A 19,748-nucleotide genomic window follows, 5' to 3' on the forward strand; every position below is an offset into this window, starting at 1 on the left:
GTCTAGCCATGTCGCGCACCGAAGAGGAACTGTCCGCAGAGCGGAAGCCGGCCAAACGGGCCACGCTCAGTGACGTCGCGGAGCTGGCCCAGGTCTCGGTCGCGACCGTTTCGCGCGTTCTGGCCGGCAACTACCCGGTTGCCAAGGAGACACGCCGCCGAGTCGAACGGGCCATCGCCAAGACGGACTACGTGGTGAACACCCACGCCCGGGCGCTGGCGGGGGTGAGCACGCAGAGCGTCGCCTTCGTCGTCAACGACGTCCGCGGCCAGTCTTTCGCTTACGCGGCTCAAGGGGTGGAGCTGGAGGCAGCCCGGCGGGGCCGCATCTGCCTGGTGTGCACCACGCAGGGCGACTTGCGGCGGGAAACCGCGGTGGTGCAGCTGATGCGAGAGCAGGGGGCGGCAGCGGTGATCCTGATCGGCGGCGTGGTCGATGACACCGCGTACCGAACTCGGATGACGGAATTGGCGCATTCGCTCGCGGCGGTGGGTTCGCGGCTGGTGCTGTGCGGCCGGCCGCCGCTCGGGGACGACGTCCCAGTGACGGTCGTGGAGTACGACAACGAGGGAGGCGCTTATGCCGTGGCGAGCCACTTGCTGACGAACGGGCATCGCCGGATCCTCTTCGTCGGACACGTCGAATCCAGCACCACCACCCGGGGCCGGCTTGCCGGGTACCGGCGAGCATTGGCGGCCTTCGACCTCGAACTCGACTCCGACTTGGTCGTCGAAGCCGACTTCACCCGCGCTTCCGCGCACCGGGCGGTGCAGAAGCGACTGGCGCAGGGCAGGGACTTCACTGCCATCTTCGCGGAGTCGGACGTCATCGCCGCCGGAGCCATGCGAGCGTTGATCGATGCGGGTCTCAGCGTGCCGGACGACGTTTCGATCGTCGGCTACGACGACATCGAGGCGGCGAGTGATCTCCGCCCTCGCCTGACCACCGTGCACGTGCCGTACGAGGAACTCGGCTCCACCGCGGTCAGGCTCGCCTTGGACTGGCACGAGGGCGTCTCGGGAAGTATCGACCAGCACGTGGTCCTCGGAACGCACGTCGTACTGCGCGAATCAGTCGCGCGTCTCTGAAGCCGTGCCGGCGCCGGCCCAGAGCAGGCCGCGTCCGGTGAGCAACCGGACCTCGGGTACCAGCAGGTCCGGCAGGTGGTGCCCGATGGTCGAGACGAAGATCCGGCCGGCGCCCCAGCGCCGGGTCCACACGGCCGGCACGGTCACGGGGGCAGGCCACGGAGTCGACGGGCCGGCTGCGATGGTCGTCGTCGCCAGGACATCGCTGGCCGAATCGGAGAGCACCCAGTACTGCTCCGTGTTCAGGGCCAGGTGGTCGAGGCCTTCGACGACGGGATGGTCACGACGTTCCGGGCGTACCACCACCTCGTGCTCGACGAAGTCGCCCGGGTGGGCCACGAACTGACCGCCGACGAGGCGGAGGTAGTCCAGGCTGCCGCGGAAGGTACCGACCACCCCACCGTGCCAGCCGGCGAACCCGGTGCCGGCGGCGACGGCCGTGAGCAGGCCCTCGAGTTGGGGACGGCTGAGTTCGCCCGTCGACCAGCACTGGACGATCAGGGCGGTGTTCGCCAGCAGTGCCTGGTCGGTGTACACCTCGAGCGTGTCGTGGAGTTCGACGTCGAAGCCGTTCGCCTCGAGGAACGGGACGAACAGGTCCGTGGTCTCGGTGGGTTGGTGGCCTTCCCAGCCACCTCGGACCACCAGCGCACGTGCCGGCCGTTTCGTTCCCTTCATCGCACTATTCTTCTTCCGAGAGGTCGGGGAAGGAAGAGGCCGGATCAGGCCATGATGGTCAGCTGGTCGGCGGACACGGCGTGGTGCAGCGGCTCACCGGCGGCGAACCGGCCGATCTCGGCGATGGCGGTGTCGGCGAGCCGGCGCAGTTCGTTGCCTTGCGCACCGGCCAGATGCGCGGTCAGGACGACGTTGTCGAGAGCATAAAGGGGCGACGTGACGGGCAGGACCTCCGGGTCGGTGACGTCGAGCACGGCCTCGAACCTTCCGGTGGCCAGTTCGTCGATGAGGGCATCGTGGTCGACCAGGGCGCCGCGCGCGGTGTTGATGAGCGTGGCGCCGTCCGGGATTCGCGCCAGCCGGCTGCGGTCGAGCAGCCGTTGGGTGCTGGGCAGGTCCGGAGCGTGCAGGCTCACCACGTCACTGCCGGCCAGAAGCGTGTCCAAGTCCACGAGGCGGGCGCCCAGCGCGGTGGCGACGGTCTCGTCCGCGAAAGGATCGGCCAGCAGGACGGTGAAGTCGAACGGGCGCAGCAGCTCGATCACCCGCCTGCCGATCTTCGACGCCCCGATCACGCCGACGGTGCGCTGGTAGTTTCCCAGGTGCGGGTACTCCGCGAGCAGATCGATGGCACCACGCCGGCGCCGGTACTCCCGGACGATCCGGTGCGCTCTCTTGCCGGCCAGCAGGATCATCGCCACGGTGTACTCGGCGACGGGCAGCGCGTTCGCCGCCGCCGCGCTGGACACCTGGATGCCCCGGTCCCAGGCTGCCGCGGCGACGTGGCCCTTCACCGAGCCCGCGGCGTGGACGATCGCTCGCAGCCTGGGGGCCGCGTCGAGGATGTCCTCGTCGATCCGGGGGCAGCCCCAGCCGGTGAGCAGAACTTCGGTCTCCGCCAGAGCCGCCGCGGCCCGGTCGGTGCCGAATTCACCGAGGGGAGGGCCGGGAGCCACGTCCGCGACTCTGGCCAGCGCGGCCCAGCTCTCACCGGAGAACAACTGCAGTGGAAGGGTCACGTCCATGGCGAGCCAGACTCGCGGGCGTGTCATTCACCATCTCCTGCCGGCCGCCATCGAGTGTGATAGTAAGCGCTTACTATCAGTGTAGAGGGGTGAGCGTTCGAGGCGCAAGGCGACTCGTACGTCATGGCCGGGCACGGCGGCGCCGCGGCGAGGTTCATCCGCCCATGCCGTTGTCCAGGCCGACCCGGTGGCCGGTGCGGGACGATCGGAGCCCGGCTTCGGCGAGCCGGATGCCGCGGACGCCTGCCATGAAGTCATAGGGGTGCGGAGCGTCCTCGACCACGTGCCGGGTGAACTGCTCCCACTGGGCCTTGAAGCCGTTGCCGAAGTTCTCGTTGTCGGGTACCTCGTGCCATTCGGCTCGGTACGGCCGGGTCTCGACGAGGTCCGGGTTCCACACCGGGCGTGGGGTCGCTGCACGCGGCTGGATGACGCAGCGGTGAAGTCCGGCCACGGCGCTGCCGTGGGTGCCGTCCACCTGGAATTCGACCAGTTCGTCGCGGTGAACCCGCACGCACCACGAAGAGTTGAGCTGCGCGATGACTCCTCCGTCCAGCTCGAAGATCGCGTAGGCGGCGTCATCCGCAGTCGCTTCGTAGGTCCTGCCCTGCTCGTCGACGCGTGAGGGGATGTGGGTGACCGCCTTTGCGGTGACCGAACGAACGGCGCCGAACAGATTCTCCAGGACGTAGTTCCAGTGGCAGAACATGTCGACGACGATCCCGCCGCCGTCTTCGGCACGGTAGTTCCAGCTCGGCCGCTGGGCGGCCTGCCAGTCACCCTCGAACACCCAGTAGCCGAACTCCCCGCGCACAGAGAGGATCCGGCCGAAGAAACCGCCGTCCACCAGCCGTTTGAGTTTGAGTAGTCCGGGAAGGTAGAGCTTGTCGTGCACCACGCCGTTCTTGACTCTGGCTCGCTGTGCGTGACGCGCGAGAGCGACTGCCGCTTCCGTTGATTCGGCGACCGGCTTCTCGGTGTAGACGTGCTTGCCGGCGTCGATGGCTTGCAAGATCGACTTCTCTCGCACGGCGGTGAGCTGCGCGTCGAAATACAGCGGGTAGCCGGCGTCGCCCAGCGTGGCGCCGAGGTCGGTGGTCCAGTGGGGCAGCCCATGCCGATCCGCGATTTCGCCCAGTTTCTCGGCGTTGCGCCCGACCAGCAGCGGTTCGAGTTGAACCCGTGAGCCATCCGTCAGCAGCACGCCGCCCTGGTCCCTGATGGCCAGCACTGATCGCACCAGGTGCTGCCGGTAGCCCATCCGGCCGGTGACACCGTTGAGGATCACACCGAGACTCCGCGTAACCATTGTATCCTCCGTCGTAAACGCTTTCTATAAACTAACCGCTGCGGTGCGGGAAGACAACTGCTGCTCATGGATGACCGCGGTGTTGACCGTCGCCACCAAGTCTCACTAGCTTAGCAATCGCTTTCTATGTGTTGTTCCGAGTCGACGGCCGCTCGTGCCGCGAAGGAGCGAGGATGGACGAACTGATCGCTGTCGTCGACGCGGCCGGTCGCGGGGTGCCCGTGCGGCACCACTGGAGCAAGGTCGTCGGCGCGGGAAGGGCCAATGAGGGACTCCGGGCGGATTGGCAGGAGCACCTCGCGCTGGTGGCCGCCGAATGCGGCTTCGAGTACGTGCGCTTCCACGGACTCTTCCACGACGACATGTTCGTGTGCCGGGTGGATGCCGACGGCACAGCGCACTACAACTTCCAGTACGTCGACGCACTGTTCGACCGGCTGCTGGAGCTGGGGGTCCGCCCGTTCGTGGAGTTCGGCTTCTGTCCCGGCGACTTGGCGCGGGAGAAAGCCACCGTGTTCTGGTGGGGTGCCCACGGCAGCCCTCCGAAGGATTTGGGCCGGTGGTGCGAGCTCGTCGAGCGCACGGTGTGCCACTGGATCACCCGTTACGGGATCGACGAGGTGGCGAGCTGGTACTTCGAGGTCTGGAACGAGCCGAACCTCAAGCCGTTCTTTGCGGGTTCCCGCAGCGAATACTTCGCCCTCTACGCGGCGACCGCCCGTACCTTGAAAGCGCTCGACCCGAGACTGCGGGTCGGCGGACCGTCGACCTCGAACTTCGTCCCGGACGCTCGGTTCGACGGCGAGACCGAAGACCTCTCGTGTCACACGATCGCGGGGCCGGATGTCCTGGATGCGCTGGACTGGCAGCCGGTCTGGGTGGAGTGGTTCTTGCGACGGTGCCATGACGAGGGCGTCCCGGTCGACTTCGTGTCTTGCCACCCCTACCCGACGGATTGGGCGCTCGACGAACACGGCCAGGGAGCCAAGCTCACGCGCGATGTCGAAGCGACTCCTTGCGATCTCGCCCTGGTGAGGAAACTGGTGGAGGCAAGTCGTTTCCCGGAGGCAGAGATCCATCTGACCGAGTGGAGTTCGTCCTCGTCCTCGCGCGACTTCACCCACGACACCCTGCCTGCGGCCACCTTCGTGGTTCGCGCGATGACCTCCTCGCTCGGCGTGGTCGACTCGCTGGCCTACTGGACTTTCACGGACGTGTTCGAAGAGGTCGGTGCAGGCGAGACGCTCTTCCACGGCGGCTTCGGAATGGTCACCCTCCCGGGGATCGTCAAGCCGACCTTCCACGCCTTCCGCATGCTGCATGCGCTGGGTGACCGCCTCCTCCACCGGTCGGAAGGGCTTTGTGTGACCCGCAACAGCCGCACGGGTGCGCTGGCGGCGATTGCCTACGTCTACCCGCCGGAGGTGACCCGCTCGGTGCCGGCGTCGTTCTCCTCCCGCGAGGTAGCGGATCGGACGGCGGCGATCGGGCTGCCTCGCGTGCTGGAGCTCACCTTGACCGGGCTCGTTCCAGCGGACGAGGTGCGGGTGGAAATATTGGACGATCAAGCCGGCGACGCGCTCTCCGCGTGGCGAGCGGTCGATTGTCCTGCGGAACCGACGCGGGAGCAGGTGCGGGTCCTGCGTGCCGCCGCCCGGGCGACGAAGATCGAGTTCGTGCGTGCCGACGCCGCTGGGACTGCACTGGTGCGTCGTGAACTCCGTCCTTGGAGCGTTGTGCTGGTCACGACCGGACCGGCCCGCAGCTCGGGTTCCTCGTGAGCTCGAACGGCTCAAGTTCGCAGTCTCGGTCAGCTGTTCAACAGAAAACGCTTGCTATCCTGCCGTGAAGCATCGCTCGGCGGGGTTGAGCCCCGCCGAAGGGCTTGACTTGGCAAGTTGTGGCAGGTGACACTCTCGGGCAAACCTTCGACCATGCCCAAGTCCAGCCCTTCACGTCCGCGACAGAAAGCGCTTGCTATCGGTCGCCGTGTCCCTCAACGGAGAGAGACCTATGAGTTCGCTGACCCGCAGGGGCTTCCTCGGAGCGACCGCGGCCGGGGCATTGCTCGGCCTGTTGCCCACCTCGGCCCTGGCCTCCTCACCCACGCCGGTGCACCCCCGCCTGTACATCGACGCCGCAGACAAGGACGCGCTGCTGGCGAAGCTCGGCGGATCCGACTGGGCCAAGGCCTCGCTCGCGGCGATCAAGGCCCGGATCGACCCCTTGGCCGACAGGCACACCGCCGACCCCGCTTGGATCTTGTCGCGCATGTCCATGTTCTGGACCGACGGTGCCCGTTACACCCAGATCTACGTGGCCAAGCAAAACTTCGATCGCGGCACCGGGAACGCACCGGTCCCGACCGTGCGACCGGACGCCACACGGGGCTGGAACAGCAACGTCCTCGGTCCGCTCGAGACCCGGCTGCCCTACAGCGCCGACGGTTCTCAGCGGAACAACCAGGGGCAGGTGGTTCCTTACGCGCAGACCGGGCACATGCACCGTTTGAACAACCAGGAGATCTTGTCGCTCGCGCAGCAGGCAGGCTTTCTCCACTGGGTCACGGGCGACGAGAAGTACGCGAAGCTGGGCGCCGACATCTACTGGCAGTGGCTGCTGGGCACCTACTACATGAATCCGATGCTCGACCCCGCTAGCTCGCTCGGGGGACCGGGTGGCTACGCGCCGGGCGGGATCGGGGGCTACTACGACTACGAGGTCATCCACGACCCGATGGGTGGCCAAGCCGCCGTGGTCTACGACTTCCTTTTCGACTACCTGGTCGCGCACCCCGACCCGCACGCGGTGTCAATCGGCAAGTCCGTCATCGAGTTGTCGACCGTTGTCTTCAAGCGGTTCATCGAGATCGGGCTGGTTCGTGGCGGCGCCACGGGCAACTGGAACGTCAACGGCTGGAGCTGCATCCTGACGGCCATCCTCGCACTGGAGCCGAACGCCGCTCAGCCCGACGGCAAGGGCTCGGAGTACTACCTGCAGGGTTACACGACCACGAGCACCCAGTACCACCAAGCGCTGCCCGATCTCCTCAAGGAGTACGACCCGGTCACGGGCTTGTGGCACGAGTCGCCCATGTACTCGTTCGGCACGATCAGCGTGCTCGTGGACCTCGCCCTCCCGGTCAGGCGGGCCGGGGTGGACACCATCGGCGGCAACGACATCATGCGGCGGGCCGCACTGGCCATCGGCCCGTGGCTCGATCCCCGCGGCAACATGGTCGTCTTCGGCGACGGGCGTGGCGGTTCACCCGGATACGTCGCGTTCGAGCGTCTGGCGGCTTACTACACACAGGTGGGCGACACGGAAGGGCTGGCAAACGCGGTCGAGGTACTGCGCAATGCCATCGCGGCCGGGCAATACACGCGCAACACCCTGTCGTTCGTAGACCTCATCGACGCCGTGGATCTGCCCTCGGGCACGACCACGACGAGCAACGTCCGGACGGCGTACTCCGCGCACCACCGCCACCTCACCCTGAAGAACCGCAACGACGTCGCGACCGGCCTGATGGCCACGCTCTACGGTGGTGTCGCTTCGACCGATCACCTCAACCCCAACGGGCTGGCGCTGCAGCTCTACGGTCAGGGCTGGGCCCTGTCGCCGAACACGAAGTCCTACGAGTCCTACTGGAGCGCCGACTACCCCTACAGCAAGGGCCCGGCCGGAGCGAACACCATCGTCCCCGGGTACACGTCCGGCCCGATCCAGGTGAACGCGGTCGAACCGCCGACCGCGCCGGATGCGTTCACCAATGCCGCCGAGATCTCCGCGAATCACCAGTTCGCCGACATGACCGCGGCGGAGAAGCGTCGCCAGGTCGCGATCGTGCGCACGTCGGCCACGACCGGCTACTACGTGGATGTGTTCCGTTCCGACCAGGCGTCCAACGACTACATCCACCACAACCTCGGCAACAGCTTGACGCTGTCCGACTCGGCCGGAGGCGCCCTACCGCTCGCTGCTGCCACCGACCTGGGTACCGCTGACGCCGCGTACAAGTTCTTCAGCAACGTGCGCAGTGTGCCTTACACCGGTGACATCAGCGCCCGCTGGAAGATCGATGCCACCGACGGCAGTCCCGAGATCGGCATGGAAATGTGGATGCTCGGCCAGCCGGGCCGCACCATCTACCAGGCCGACGGTCTGCCGACCACCGTACTGCCGTCAGTGGTGCCTCACGGAGTCAACATGTCGCCCCAGCCGACCCCGACACTGATCGTGCGGCAGACCGGGGCGAACGCGGCGAGCGCACCTTTCGTGTCGGTGTTCGAGCCGACGACGGGAGGCAACCGCTCGATCCGGTCGATTCGGGACCTGGGCTCCTCGGGAACCTTCGCCGGCATCGTAGTGTCGAGCGAAGGCGCGTCGGCGGACCTCACCGGCCGCGTCGATCACGTCCTGTCGGCCACCGACGACGTCCCGCACGCGCCGAGTCCACTGATCGACTTCACCGGCTTGTTCGGGGTAGCGACCTGGACTTGCCGTGGCTTTCGGTCGCTCTACCTGGGCAGCGGCCGCGATTTGCGGCTCGGGGACTACCGGATCAGCGCGGGTGCGGCGGTGTCGGCCGGGCTCGACCGAACCGGCGAGACGGTGACGTACTCCGCGTCGGCCCCGATCACGCTCACCCTCCCGCGGCCTAGGTCGCTACACGGGCAGGACATCCGGATCGAGTACAAGAACGGCACGAGGTGGTTTTCCCTGCCGAGCGTCGTCGACCGCCCCACGTCCACGGTCAGCGCGACTGTACCGGCCGGATACGCCATCGAGGTTCGTGTCGTGGGGCGTCATGACCGTTGAGAACCGATCCGGTTTCGTCAGCCGGATCATGTCGGAGGCGTGGGACGGGGGTCTGGTCACCGGAAACGGCACGCACGGCGCCATCCTGCACGGAACGCCGGTGCTCCACAGAATCTCTCTCACGCACGAACGGTTCTTCCTCCCGGTCGACGAGCCACTCCCACCACCGGATGTCGCCGGCCGCCTGGCCGGCTACCGCGCCGCCATTCGCAAGGGGAACCCCAAATTCGTCGGCGAAGACGTCACCGGCGCAGCCCGGCTCGAAGGCTATCCCGACAAGATGATCTGGACCGACCCGCTGGTCCCGGCGGGTGTTCTCGGCTGGCAGCCTGACTCGCCGACCGGCGGCGACTACCGGCGCGATGTCGACTTCTGCACCGGCGTCGCCTCGGTGTCGTGGATCACCGAGGCCGGAATCCGCTACCGGATCAAAGTATTCGCGTCCCGGGCGGACGATGTCGTGGTCTTCGACCTCTCGTCGGACGGGGGCACACTCGACGGAACGCTGTCACTGGGCGCCGGCCGAGATGCGTCCACCGCCCGTGCCCGTGACCACCGAAGTTCGGTCCGGGTCTCCGGCGAAGCGACCGATGAGGTGCTGGCACTACGGCTCGACGCGGAGCGGCCACGGCCGGGTCTGGTGAACGGAGTGCTGACGCTGGTTGCACTGCAGAGCCACGACGGCGTCGTCGTCCCTGCACCGGCGATGGCGAGCGACTCCGTCCAAGTGCGGATCACCGAGGCCCGCCACGTCGTCGCGCTTGTCCGCATACACCCCTACAGCGCACGGCCATCCGCCACTGCCGCGGCCCGCGAAGCCTTGAGCGAGTTGTCGTGGGACACCGCGAAACTCCTCGAACGCCATCGGACCGTGCACCAAGAACTCTACGACCGGGTCGGCCTCACCCTGCGGGAAGACGATCAAAGCCACACGAGCGAGGATCTGCTGGCCAGCGGGCCGGACAATGCCCTGATCAAGCGCACCTTCGATGCCGGGCGGTATGCGATCATCTGCTCCTCCGGCGACCTCCCGCCCACGCTGCAAGGAGTCTGGCAGGGCACCTGGGCGCCTGCTTGGTCCAGTGACTACACGCTCAACGGCAACGTCCAGAACGGTGCGGTCGCTGCACTCGCGGCCACCACGCCGGAACTGCTGCGGCCGCTGTTCAGCCTGATCGGGGCATTCAAACAGGACTACGAGGTCAACGCGCGCCGGATCTTCGGCGCGGAGGGTTACCTGCTTCCGGCGCGCTGCACGACGCACGGCCTGGCCAACCATTTCAGCGGCGCCTACCCGCACCTGTTCTGGACCGGTACCGGCGGCTGGCTGCTACGGCTCGCTTTCGACTACTTCTCCCACACCGGCGACCTGACCTTCCTCCGGGAGTGGGCCCTGCCGTTCGCGGAACAAATCGCCCGCTTCTACGCCACGGCACTCGACCAAGGCGAGGACGGGACGCGACACTTCATCCCGTCGTACTCCCCGGAGAACACCCCGGCCGGTGCCGCCACTCCGATAGCCGCGGATTCGACTGCCGAAGTCGCCATCGCGAAGGACGCGTTGCGAATCGCAGTTCGGATCGGGGAACTACTCGACGTACCGACGGAACGGGTAGCCGAATGGCGCGCGCTCGCGGCCACGCTGCCCCGCTACCGGGTGAGTGACGACGGCGCCCTCGCGGAATGGATCGACCCCGCCTTTCCGGAAGAGCACGCCCATCGGCACGCCTCTCACCTTTACCCCCTTTTCTACGAAACGGATCCGGACTTCATCGCCGATCCCCGGTTGCGCACCGCGGCCGCGGTCTCCATTGCCCGGCGGACGGAGTGGCGCGCAGCCCCGGCCGAGTCGGCGCCGGGGAACCGGGAGATGGCCTTCGGCCTGGTCCAGCTGGGTCTCGCCGCGGCCGCTCTCGGCGACGCGGATACGGCGCTGCACTACGCGCGGCGGCTTTCCCGTGACTACTGGGCGCCGAACATGGTTTCCACTCACGACGCCGGCGAGCTCTTCAACGTGGACGCCTGTGGGGGCCTTCCCGCACTGGTCAGCGCGATGCTGTTGCAATCGTCCCCAGGTTGTCTCCGGGTGCTCCCGGCGCTGCCCGGCGCGTGGCGACGGGGGTCGATTCGAGGTCTCTCGTGCCGAGGCGGCCTTACCGTGCCCGAGCTGCGCTGGACGCCCCACGAAGTCGAGATCATCGTTCACGCGCCGCTCAGGGCACGGGCCGCACGCCGCGGCAGCCCGGTCCGGCTGGACCTGCCCTGGCCGGCTCGGCCGGAGCCGGGATCCCCGCTCGAAGGTGACGGCCGGACATGGTGGCTGCACCTCGAGGACGGAGCTACGGCCCACGTGCGGTTCTGTCCGGAACGCTACGACGAACCAATGCCCGATGGGTAGTGAAGACCGACTTCAGACGACAGGTACTCAACCGGTTGAGTAGAAGTACTTCGCCTCCGTCAGGATCTGCTTGTACCGCGGGGGATTGAATCTTAACTGGTTAAGTGCCACCGTCATCGCTGTGACCAGTTTCCAGGTGACCGGATTCCAGCGACTGTGGACGATGGCGATGGTGGTGCTGCCGGTTTCCGCAGCCCTGCTGCTCGCTCCGAGCGCCGCGACCGCGGTGACGCAGCAGAGCCGGCCGAACCGAGGCTGGGTGGCTGCCTGGGCAACCGCTCAGGTTGCCGGTTCCGCCGTGCCCGGCTCCACCTGCCCCGCGGGTGACGGCCTCACCGATCAGACGGTGCGCAACGTTCTCTTCGTCAGTACCGGTGGGGATCACGTCCGGGTTCGGGTGACCAACAGCTTCGGCGCGCGATCGCTGCGGATCGGCCACGTGACGGTCGCCCGCCAGGGCGACGGGGCCGCCGCCGTTCCCGGCACCGTGCGTGAACTCACCTTCGGCGGCCGCCGGTCGGTCATCCTGGCGCCGGGGGCGCGGGAACTCAGTGACCCGGTGCCGCTGAATGTGGCTCCGTTGTCCACCCTGCTCGTGACCGTTCACGTGCCGGGGCCGACCGGTCCGGTGACCAACCACCCGTTCACGGCGCAAGGCAACTACCTTGCCGCCGGGGACCGCGCGTCACTCGCCTCCGGTGCCGGCTTTGCGGATACGCCGTGCTGGATGCTCGTCGACGGCGTTGACGTCACTGCGTCGCGGCGAGTCGAGGGCAGCGTAGTCGCCTTCGGCGACTCGATCACGGACACCGCGAACACGACCGGCAACGCCAACCACCGATGGCCGGACTTCCTCAGCCGGCGGCTCGACGCCGTGCGCGGCCCGACGCTGTCGGTGGTCAACGCGGGGCTGGGCGGCAACCGGCTTCTCGCCGACCGCCCTGGGCAGCCTTACTACGGTGTCGCCGGGGTGAACAGGCTGGACCGGGACGTCTTCGAGCAAACCGGCGTGCGCGGCATGATCCTGCTCGAAGGGATCAACGACATCGGCTACAACGCCGTCGCACCGGACATCATCGCCGGTTATCGGCAGGTGGTCCGCTCCGCGCACGCGCACGGGGTGCGGATCTACGGCGCGACGCTGACGCCGATGGGCGGTTCCTTCATGGACACGCCGGAGCAGCGGCAAACGTGGCTGGACGTCAACGCGTGGATCCGGACCGGTGGAGCGTTCGACGGCGTGCTGGACTTCGCCGCGGCGACGGCGTCCAAAGTCGACTCCGGCACGCTGAATCCGGCTTACGACAGCGGTGACCACCTCCACCCCAACGACGCCGGCACCCGGGCGATGGCCGACGCCGTCGATCTGAAGATGCTGCTCGCCCCCGTCCGGCGCTGAGCGGCGCAGCCGCCGTCTTCCGGCACCCAGGCAGGCCTCAAAGCCTGCCGACGGCTCCGGTGCTGGCCCGGGTGACGAGGATCGGCGCCGTTGTGCTGGCGTCCTTCACCTCTTCGCCGGCGATCAGCCGCTGCAGCATGGACACCGCCAGCACCCCGTAGTCCCCGACCGGGCGGCGCACGGCCGTCAAGGCCGGCCGCACCAGCCGGCACAGCACCGAGTCGTCCCACGCGACGAGAGACACGTCGCCGGGGACCGAGAGGCCGAGTTCCTGGGCGACGCCGAGCGCGGCAACCGCCATGACGTCGTTGTCAAAGATCAACGCGGTGGGAGGCTGGGCGGACACTAGGACACGACGTGCGGCGTTGGCCCCGCTTACGTCGGTGTAGTCGGTGTGGACAGTGCGCGCGTCGACGAGTCCGAGGCGCCGCCCCGCCGCGGCGAATGCCTCGCTCCGGACCCGGGTGTGGAGGAATTCCGGGGGACCGGCGACGCGCACCACGCGGCGGTGCCCCAGCGCCGCCAGGTAGTCGAGGACGTCGTTGACCGCTCCGGCGTCGTCGGTCCAAGCGGAAGGCAGGCCGGTGCGGCCGAGAGGGCCACCGAGGACCACCGCCGGCATTCCGATGCCGGTGATGACGTCGAGCCGTTCGTCGTCGACCCGCAGGTCGACGAGCAGCACTCCGTCGACACGGTGTTCCGCGTGCCAGCGCCGGTACATCCCCGATTCGGTGTCGTGGTCCGGAGCGACGTGGAGCAGCAGTGAAGTCGGTCCGGGGCCGAGCTCGTTCTGGATGCCCGCGATGAGGCGCATGAAGAACGGTTCGACGCCGAGGACGTCCGCCGGCCGGTCGATCACCATGCCGATGGCGCCCGCCTTGCCGTCGGACAAGGCCCGCGCCGCCCTGCTGGGCCCCCAGCCCAGTTGTTCGGCGATGGCGAGTATCCGCATCCTGGTCGCGTGGGAGACCCCCGGCCGCCCATTGAGCGCGTAAGACACGGCGCCCTTGGACACGCCGGCTTCCTTGGCGATGTCGGTGATCGTCGGGCGCTTCATCGCACCTCCGCGCGCTGAACCGGTTCGGCAGTCATCGTAGCTAACGCTCCATCGTTCACGACCTCGGCGCACGGCGGCCGGTACGGAGACCGGACGCCGTGCGCCGAGCCGGCTGCGCTCAGCCGAGATGGGCGCGGAAGCCGGCACCGTAGGCGGTGGGTGTGCCGTTGTAGCTGGTGATCAGGGCGGGGCCCGACCGGCAGTCCCAAGTGTTCCAGGTCCACGCCAGGTAGCTGATGGACCGGCTGTCGAGCCAGTTGATGAGGGTGTCGATGTAGCCGTGACCGCAGTCGTTTTCCCCGAGTTCGCCGACCACCAGCGGCACCTTGGCCGCGACGGGCGCGATTTGGGCGTTCCAGCAGGCGGCCGTCACGCAGTAGTTGAAGTTGTAGGAATGCCAGGAGGCGCCGAGGTTGCCCATCGAGTCGGCCGGCCGGTAGGTGAGCCACTGGGAGAGATCGTTCGCGTAGCTGAGGCCCCCGACCATGACGAAGTTACCGGCCCCGGTCGAGCGGACGGCCTGGACCAACGAGGCCATGCCGGCCACCGGGTACGAGAAGCCGGGGCAGGCCGAACCGCCGTCACGCCAGCACTTCCACGCCTGGGTGTAGTCACTGACGACCGAGTTGGGGAACGGCTCGTTGAACAAGTCGAAGATTACGCCCGAAGCCGACTTGAACCGGGCGGCGACCGACCTCCAGAAATCGGGCGTGTGCGTGCTGTTCGGCATCGGCTTCTGGCAGTTCGCCGCGTAGGTCGAACAGCTGGATCCGCCCCCGGTGTAGACGCCGTCGCTCCAGTGGAGCTCGAGTATCACGCTTTGCCCCTTGCTGCGCAGCAAGGAGACGTAGTTTGCGATCGCCGAGCGGTAGTTCTCGCCGCTGTAGGCGCTGTTGACTCCGTTGAGGCCGAGCCAGCAGTCCTCGTTGAGCGGCACCCTCACCACGTTCGTGTGCCAGCTCTGGATGGCAGTCACCGAAGCCGCATCGGACGGCCCGTCGAAGATCCCGCGGTTCTGCACGCACATGAACTCGGTGCCGGACCGGTTGACGCCTCGCAGGCGGCTCAGCGCCTCGGTCGAACCCGTCTGTCCTCCGGCCGTCCCGGCGACCGCGGACAACAGCGTGAGCAGGGTGACCACGATCGCGCCGACTCTTGTTTTGACCTTGCTCATGGACCCGACCTCCTTGTCGGTCCGATGTACTTAACCGGATAAGTGAACGTAGGCGAGTACAGCCGAGCATGTGCGCGCGACAGGTTGCCGCGTGACGCGCGCGTCCCTACTTGAAGCGACAGAAGGTCCTTCGTAACAACACCTTGACGGCGCCACTGGCTCGGCTTAGCGTTGCTGTGCACCTTGCGTTCGGTGTTCAGTCAGACACACTGAACCAGTTAAGTCAACGTCGACAGCCTCTAAGATCGCACTGGCTCATGGCGTACCGGTCCCATCCGTCCATTGTGGAGGAATTATGAGGACTAATCGTCGCGAGTTCCTGAGCGCGGGCGTCGGCTTGGCGGGCCTTTCGGCGATGGGCGGAATCAGCGGGCCGCCGGCGGCCGCGGCACGGCTCACCCCGGCGACGGAGACCATGTACCTGACCGGCATAGACGCCGATCACACGGTCGACTGGGAGTTCCAGTGCACGCGCGGGCGCCGCAGCGGTGTCTGGGGCACCATCCCGACCCCGTCGAACTGGGAATGTCAAGGATACGGCACCTACAACTACGGCTGGAACCTGGAGCCGGAGGAGCGCGGGCTCTACCGTTACCGCTTCACGCCGCCGGCGGAGTGGCGCGGCCGGCAGGTCTTTCTGGTCTTCGAAGGTGCCATGACCGACACCGAAGTGCGGATCAACGGCAGCTCGGTGGGCTCGCGGCACCAAGGCGGCTTCTACCGCTTCCGGTACGACGTCACGTCGCTGCTGCTGTTCGGCCGGGCCAACCTGCTCGAGGCGACCGTCAGCCGGGAGTCGGCCGACGAATCGATCAACAACGCCGAGCGGCGAGGGGACTTCTGGAACTTCAGCGGCATCTTCCGGCCGGTCTTCCTGCAAGCGTTGCCCGCGGCCCACATCGAGCGGATCGCCGTCGATGCCCGGGCGGACGGTTCCTTCACCGCCGATGTCCACCTCGCCGGGATCACCGCCGCCGGACGTGTCGTCGGCCGACTCGAAAAGCTCGACGGCACGCAGGCGAGCCCGGAATTTTCGGTCTCGGCCGCGGCGGGTGCCTCCGTCGTCACCTTGCGCACCGCCGTGCCCGAGCCGCACCTGTGGACCGCGGAGACCCCGAACCTCTACCGGGTCGTCTTTCGCCTCGTCGACGGTTCCGGTAGCGCGTTGCACGGAGTCTCCGAACGGTTCGGGTTTCGCACCATCGAGGTGCGCATCGGCGACGGGGTTTACCTCAACGGCCGGAAGATCATTCTGAAGGGTGCGAATCGGCACACGATCTGGCCCACCACGGGCCGCGCGTCGAGCCCGCGCCTCGCCCGGGCCGACATCCTCCTGATGAAGGAGATGAACATGAACGCCGTGCGGATGTCGCACTATCCGCCGGACACGTTCTTCCTCGACCTCTGCGACGAGCTGGGCCTTTACGTCCTGGACGAGCTCGCCGGCTGGCAAAAGGCCTACGACGAGGTGCCCGGCGCGCCGTTGCTGGCGTCGATGGTCACCCGCGACGTGAACCACCCGTCGATCCTGTTCTGGGACAACGGCAACGAAGGCGGCTGGAACACCGCGCTGGACGACGATTTCGCTCGGTTCGACCCGCAGCGCCGAACAGTGCTGCACCCGTGGGCGAACTTCGGCGGCATCAACACCGATCACTACGAGACCTATGACAGCACCCGATCGATCTTGGCGGGATCGGCCATCTTCATGCCGACCGAGTTCCTGCACGGTCTCTACGACGGTGGTGGGGGGGCCGGGCTGAACGACTACTGGAAATTGCTGGGCACAGCGCCGCGTTCGGCGGGAGGGTTCTTGTGGGCGTTCGTCGACGAGGGCGTCGTCCGGGATGACCTAGGCGGAGTCATCGATACGGCGGGCAACGCCGCGCCCGACGGCATCCTCGGCCCATTTCGGGAAAAGGAAGCCAGCTTCTTCACGATCAAGGACATTTGGTCACCGGTGCAGCTCGCCGTACCCGAGTACTACGCCACCACCTTCCCGGCAGACTTCGACCGAACGGTCGAAGTCGTCAACCGTTACGACTTCACCAGTCTCAACCGGTGTCGGTTCACCTGGCAACTTCTGATCTTCGCTGCGCCGGGAAGCGCATCGCCGGCCTCGAAGGTCCGCGCGTCGGGCACGCTGGCCGGCCCCGACGCCGCTCCAGGCGCCACCGGAACCCTGCGGCTCGCACTGCCCGGCGATTGGGCCGAGGCGGACGCGCTGCGATTGAGCGCCACAGATCCGAGCGGCCGCGAGATCCTCGACCGGACCTGGCCCATCAAGAAGGCCGCGGACCACGCGAGCAAGCTGGTGGTGCCGGGCTACGGGCGGGTCACCAGTACCGAGTCGGGCACCGACGTCACCATGACCGCCGGTTCCACCCGGGTCACGATCAGCAAGAACAGCGGCCTGCTATCCAGTGTGATGCTGGCCGGCCGGACAGTGCCGTTGCGCAACGGGCCTGCGCTTGCCGCGGGGAGTGCCACGTTCGTCGGGCTCACCCGGTTCCGCGACGGCACCGGCTACGTCGTGGAGGCCAGCTACACCGGCGACCTCAGGTCGGTGCGCTGGCGCCTGGACGCGAGTGGCTGGCTCCAGCTCGGCTACCACTACCACCGCACCGGCCCGCACGACTTCGTCGGGGTGAACTTCGACTTCCCCGAGGCGAACGTCCGTGGTCTGACCTGGCTGGGCGACGGTCCCTACCGCGTCTACCGCAACCGCATGCGCGGCGTGAACCCCGGCGTCTGGACCAAGGCTTACAACGACACGGCCACCGGCGCTCGCGGCTGGCAGTACCCGGAGTTCAAGGGGTACCACGCCAACACCTACTGGGCAGCGCTGAGGACCACCCAGGCGACAATCACCATGGTCGCCGAGGAGGAGGGCCTTTTCCTGCGTCTTTTCACCCCCGCGGTCGGTGTCAACCCCATGAGTGCCACCGTTCCGTATCCCGCCGGCGGTATTTCCTTCTTGGACGCGATCCCGGCCTCCGGCAACAAGTTCCACACCGCTGCTCAGCTGGGCCCGGAGAGTCAGTCCGCTGTTGCCGTCGGTGACTATCGCCGCACTCTGTATTTCCGATTCAGCGATTGAGCGGATCCGGCGTGGTGATCGAGGAAACCGGCGACTAAGGGCACCGCGGGTGTGGCGCGGCGTGGCCTCGCGACGCCGAAGCCGATCTTCCGGCCTGGGCAGGTGCCGAGTGACAGCAGCAGACCAACTGGTCGGCCTCATGGGCGAGGGGAGGCACCGTCGAGAGCGAGGCTTCCACGGAGCAGACCCCGGCTGGTCGCGGTGTCGGGTGGTCTGCGCCACCTCAGCTGCCCCACAGCGTGGTCAAGCGGGTGGATGGAGGGGGAGGACGACGTCCAGGCCGAGCCGGGCAAACCTCCGGCGTGCGGCCGCGGAGGTCAAGATCCGCACGGTGCGGCCGTCGCCCTGGCAGCGACGGGTCAAGGTCATCAGCGCGGCCGCGGCTTCGAGGCTCAGCTGGCTGACAGCCGTCAGGTCGACCACGAGGGCAGCGCCGGGGGACGCGATTGAGGCGGCCGTGCTGAGTTGGGCGACGCTGCCGGCGTCGAGGACGCTGGACGCTTTCACCGTGATCACGTCGGCGGTGAGCTCGAGTCCGGTGCTGCTGTCATGTGGTTCGGTGGTGGCGCTCATCGACCCGTTCCCCTCTCCGAGCGGCTCGATCGGAGACATCCCGCCGCGCGGGCATCCCAGGTACATCCGCTGCTCGACTATTCCTCGCTGTGGATTCGCCGCGCGTTACCACCCGGACTACCCGCACCGGCGAGATCAACCAGCTCAACTGGGTATGAAGTTGTCAGCTTTCGTTGTCGACGAGGTTGGTGACGAACCGTTCGGCGACGTTGCGCAGTTTGACGTTCTGCTGCTGCGACCGTTCAACCAGCAGGTCGAACGCCTTGTCGGCGCTGATTCGGTGCAGGGCCATGAGGATGCCTTTGGCCTGGTCGATCACCGCGCGCGAGTCCAGGGCGGTCTTCAGCTGGTCGATAGTCGCCTGCGCCGCCTGGAAGCGGTGTGCGCTGCGTAGACCGGCTTCAGCGGCGGTGGTGTAAAGCTCGAGCAGGGCGGCGTCGAGGGTGCCGAACCCTTCGTTGCCGGTGCCGTAGAGGTTCAGCGACCCTTGGTAGCGCTGGTCGATGAACAGGGGTGCGGACAGGCAGCTGCCCACGGTGACTGCGTCGGCCGCCGCGGTGAACTCGGGCCACCGCTGGGCGACTTCGGTCACGTTGACCCGCTGGACGTGCCCGCTCCGGGCGGCTTCGAGACCCGGGCCCTCACCGGCGTCGTACTGGGCTTGGTCGATGCCCCGGGCAGCGTCCGCGGTGGAGGTCGCGGTGTAGGGAGTGTCGTCGCGCAGGAGCGTGACGCTGGCCATGCCGGCCTCCGGGATGGCGTGGATGGCCTGCCGGCACACCCGCTGCAAGAGGACGGCCAGTTCTTCTGCTTGCTCCATGGTGCCGGTGAGCTGTTCGAGGGCGCTGGTGACCTCGTCGACCCGCTGCACGGCGTCTTGCTCATCCAGCAGCTGCTCGCCCATCTGCGCCCTCTTCCACCTCAGCGACTGCCCCACGAACACTACCCAGCACGGCAGGCTGAGGTGTCGCGAGGGAGGCCGGCTCGCCAGACAGGCTCAGGACTGTCGTGGGGGTTGTGCAGGGCCAGCCAGACGCCCCCAGAGCTTGGCGGGAGGGTCTGCCCAGACTTCGGTTGACACCGGGGCTGACGGTTTCTCAGGCCGCTGACGCGGTCGTGTAGATAG

General features: G+C 67.5%; 13 protein-coding genes. 6 read left to right on the forward strand and 7 right to left on the reverse strand.

Translation table 11 applies throughout. The annotated features are described in order from the left end of the window. The first annotated feature begins 8 nt into the window (after positions 1-8). On the forward strand, positions 9-1,088 hold the full coding sequence (locus C2L58_RS16710) for a LacI family DNA-binding transcriptional regulator (RefSeq protein ID WP_103338502.1): 1,080 nt from the start codon (positions 9-11) through the stop codon (positions 1,086-1,088). Here C2L58_RS16710 and C2L58_RS16715 read toward each other — a convergent pair. The 3 genes from C2L58_RS16715 to C2L58_RS16725 all read right to left on the reverse strand — a co-directional run bounded on the left by C2L58_RS16715 (position 1,071) and on the right by C2L58_RS16725 (position 4,100). Beyond that, positions 1,071-1,766 carry a ThuA domain-containing protein gene (locus tag C2L58_RS16715; RefSeq protein ID WP_103338503.1) on the reverse strand — a complete coding sequence of 232 codons (696 nt, stop codon included), beginning with the start codon at positions 1,764-1,766 and terminating at the stop codon, positions 1,071-1,073. The two genes, C2L58_RS16710 and C2L58_RS16715, sit on opposite strands and share 18 nt — an antisense overlap. A 44-nt stretch (positions 1,767-1,810) precedes the next feature. Then, positions 1,811-2,818 (reverse strand): hydroxyacid dehydrogenase, encoded by a 1,008-nt coding sequence (locus C2L58_RS16720; RefSeq protein WP_103338504.1) that lies wholly within the window; start codon positions 2,816-2,818, stop codon positions 1,811-1,813. Between the two features lie 127 nt (positions 2,819-2,945). Beyond that, positions 2,946-4,100, reverse strand: coding sequence for a Gfo/Idh/MocA family protein (locus tag C2L58_RS16725; protein ID WP_103338505.1), 1,155 nt, complete (start codon positions 4,098-4,100; stop codon positions 2,946-2,948). A gap of 173 nt (positions 4,101-4,273) precedes the next feature. On the opposite strand from C2L58_RS16725, the gene C2L58_RS16730 reads away from it, so the two are divergent. From C2L58_RS16730 to C2L58_RS16745, 4 genes are all read left to right on the forward strand, one after another. After that, positions 4,274-5,881, forward strand: a complete 1,608-nt coding sequence (locus tag C2L58_RS16730; RefSeq protein WP_103338506.1) for a GH39 family glycosyl hydrolase — start codon at positions 4,274-4,276, stop codon at positions 5,879-5,881. A 232-nt stretch (positions 5,882-6,113) separates the two neighbouring features. Further along, positions 6,114-8,921, forward strand: coding sequence for a hypothetical protein (locus C2L58_RS16735; RefSeq protein WP_103338507.1), 2,808 nt, complete (start codon positions 6,114-6,116; stop codon positions 8,919-8,921). Then, on the forward strand, positions 8,911-11,319 hold the full coding sequence (locus tag C2L58_RS16740; protein WP_103338508.1) for a glycosyl hydrolase family 95 catalytic domain-containing protein: 2,409 nt from the start codon (positions 8,911-8,913) through the stop codon (positions 11,317-11,319). The genes C2L58_RS16735 and C2L58_RS16740 overlap by 11 nt, the downstream gene beginning before the upstream one ends. A gap of 163 nt (positions 11,320-11,482) precedes the next feature. Then, positions 11,483-12,718 carry an SGNH/GDSL hydrolase family protein gene (locus tag C2L58_RS16745; RefSeq protein WP_103338516.1) on the forward strand — a complete coding sequence of 412 codons (1,236 nt, stop codon included), beginning with the start codon at positions 11,483-11,485 and terminating at the stop codon, positions 12,716-12,718. Positions 12,719-12,755: 37 nt separating this feature from the next. Here C2L58_RS16745 and C2L58_RS16750 read toward each other — a convergent pair whose 3' ends face one another. Together C2L58_RS16750 and C2L58_RS16755 are read right to left on the reverse strand one after the other, a co-directional pair. Next, the gene (locus C2L58_RS16750; protein WP_103338509.1) at positions 12,756-13,775 is read right to left on the reverse strand and encodes a LacI family DNA-binding transcriptional regulator; all 1,020 of its coding nucleotides are present in this window, start codon (positions 13,773-13,775) and stop codon (positions 12,756-12,758) included. A 118-nt stretch (positions 13,776-13,893) separates the two neighbouring features. Then, positions 13,894-14,949: a glycoside hydrolase family 5 protein gene (locus C2L58_RS16755; RefSeq protein WP_103338510.1), complete on the reverse strand. Its 1,056-nt coding sequence runs from the start codon at positions 14,947-14,949 to the stop codon at positions 13,894-13,896. Positions 14,950-15,244: 295 nt separating this feature from the next. On the opposite strand from C2L58_RS16755, the gene C2L58_RS16760 reads away from it, so the two are divergent. Beyond that, positions 15,245-18,049, forward strand: a complete 2,805-nt coding sequence (locus tag C2L58_RS16760) for a glycoside hydrolase family 2 TIM barrel-domain containing protein (protein ID WP_233225765.1) — start codon at positions 15,245-15,247, stop codon at positions 18,047-18,049. A 243-nt stretch (positions 18,050-18,292) separates the two neighbouring features. On the opposite strand, the gene C2L58_RS16765 is transcribed toward C2L58_RS16760, so the two are convergent. Together C2L58_RS16765 and C2L58_RS16770 are read right to left on the reverse strand one after the other, a co-directional pair. Then, a complete protein-coding gene (locus tag C2L58_RS16765) occupies positions 18,293-18,622 on the reverse strand; it encodes an STAS domain-containing protein (protein WP_103338518.1) in 330 nt (109 codons plus the stop codon). Positions 18,623-18,785: 163 nt separating this feature from the next. Next, the gene (locus C2L58_RS16770) at positions 18,786-19,526 is read right to left on the reverse strand and encodes a GAF and ANTAR domain-containing protein (RefSeq protein ID WP_103338511.1); all 741 of its coding nucleotides are present in this window, start codon (positions 19,524-19,526) and stop codon (positions 18,786-18,788) included. Between the last annotated feature and the right edge of the window lie 222 nt (positions 19,527-19,748).

The organism is Amycolatopsis sp. CA-126428 (assembly GCF_002904335.1).
GTDB lineage: Bacteria > Actinomycetota > Actinomycetes > Mycobacteriales > Pseudonocardiaceae > Amycolatopsis.

Excerpts from the sequence above, each read along its gene's own strand:
- C2L58_RS16760 (WP_233225765.1), top strand. The coding sequence starts at position 15,245 with ATGAGGACTAATCGTCGCGAGTTCCTGAGCGCGGGCGTCGGCTTGGCG.
- C2L58_RS16725 (WP_103338505.1), bottom strand. The coding sequence starts at position 4,100 with ATGGTTACGCGGAGTCTCGGTGTGATCCTCAACGGTGTCACCGGCCGG.
- C2L58_RS16755 (WP_103338510.1), bottom strand. The coding sequence starts at position 14,949 with ATGAGCAAGGTCAAAACAAGAGTCGGCGCGATCGTGGTCACCCTGCTC.
- C2L58_RS16710 (WP_103338502.1), top strand. The coding sequence starts at position 9 with ATGTCGCGCACCGAAGAGGAACTGTCCGCAGAGCGGAAGCCGGCCAAA.
- C2L58_RS16750 (WP_103338509.1), bottom strand. The coding sequence starts at position 13,775 with ATGAAGCGCCCGACGATCACCGACATCGCCAAGGAAGCCGGCGTGTCC.
- C2L58_RS16765 (WP_103338518.1), bottom strand. The coding sequence starts at position 18,622 with ATGAGCGCCACCACCGAACCACATGACAGCAGCACCGGACTCGAGCTC.
- C2L58_RS16745 (WP_103338516.1), top strand. The coding sequence starts at position 11,483 with ATGGCGATGGTGGTGCTGCCGGTTTCCGCAGCCCTGCTGCTCGCTCCG.
- C2L58_RS16740 (WP_103338508.1), top strand. The coding sequence starts at position 8,911 with ATGACCGTTGAGAACCGATCCGGTTTCGTCAGCCGGATCATGTCGGAG.
- C2L58_RS16735 (WP_103338507.1), top strand. The coding sequence starts at position 6,114 with ATGAGTTCGCTGACCCGCAGGGGCTTCCTCGGAGCGACCGCGGCCGGG.
- C2L58_RS16770 (WP_103338511.1), bottom strand. The coding sequence starts at position 19,526 with ATGGGCGAGCAGCTGCTGGATGAGCAAGACGCCGTGCAGCGGGTCGAC.
- C2L58_RS16730 (WP_103338506.1), top strand. The coding sequence starts at position 4,274 with ATGGACGAACTGATCGCTGTCGTCGACGCGGCCGGTCGCGGGGTGCCC.
- C2L58_RS16715 (WP_103338503.1), bottom strand. The coding sequence starts at position 1,766 with ATGAAGGGAACGAAACGGCCGGCACGTGCGCTGGTGGTCCGAGGTGGC.
- C2L58_RS16720 (WP_103338504.1), bottom strand. The coding sequence starts at position 2,818 with ATGACACGCCCGCGAGTCTGGCTCGCCATGGACGTGACCCTTCCACTG.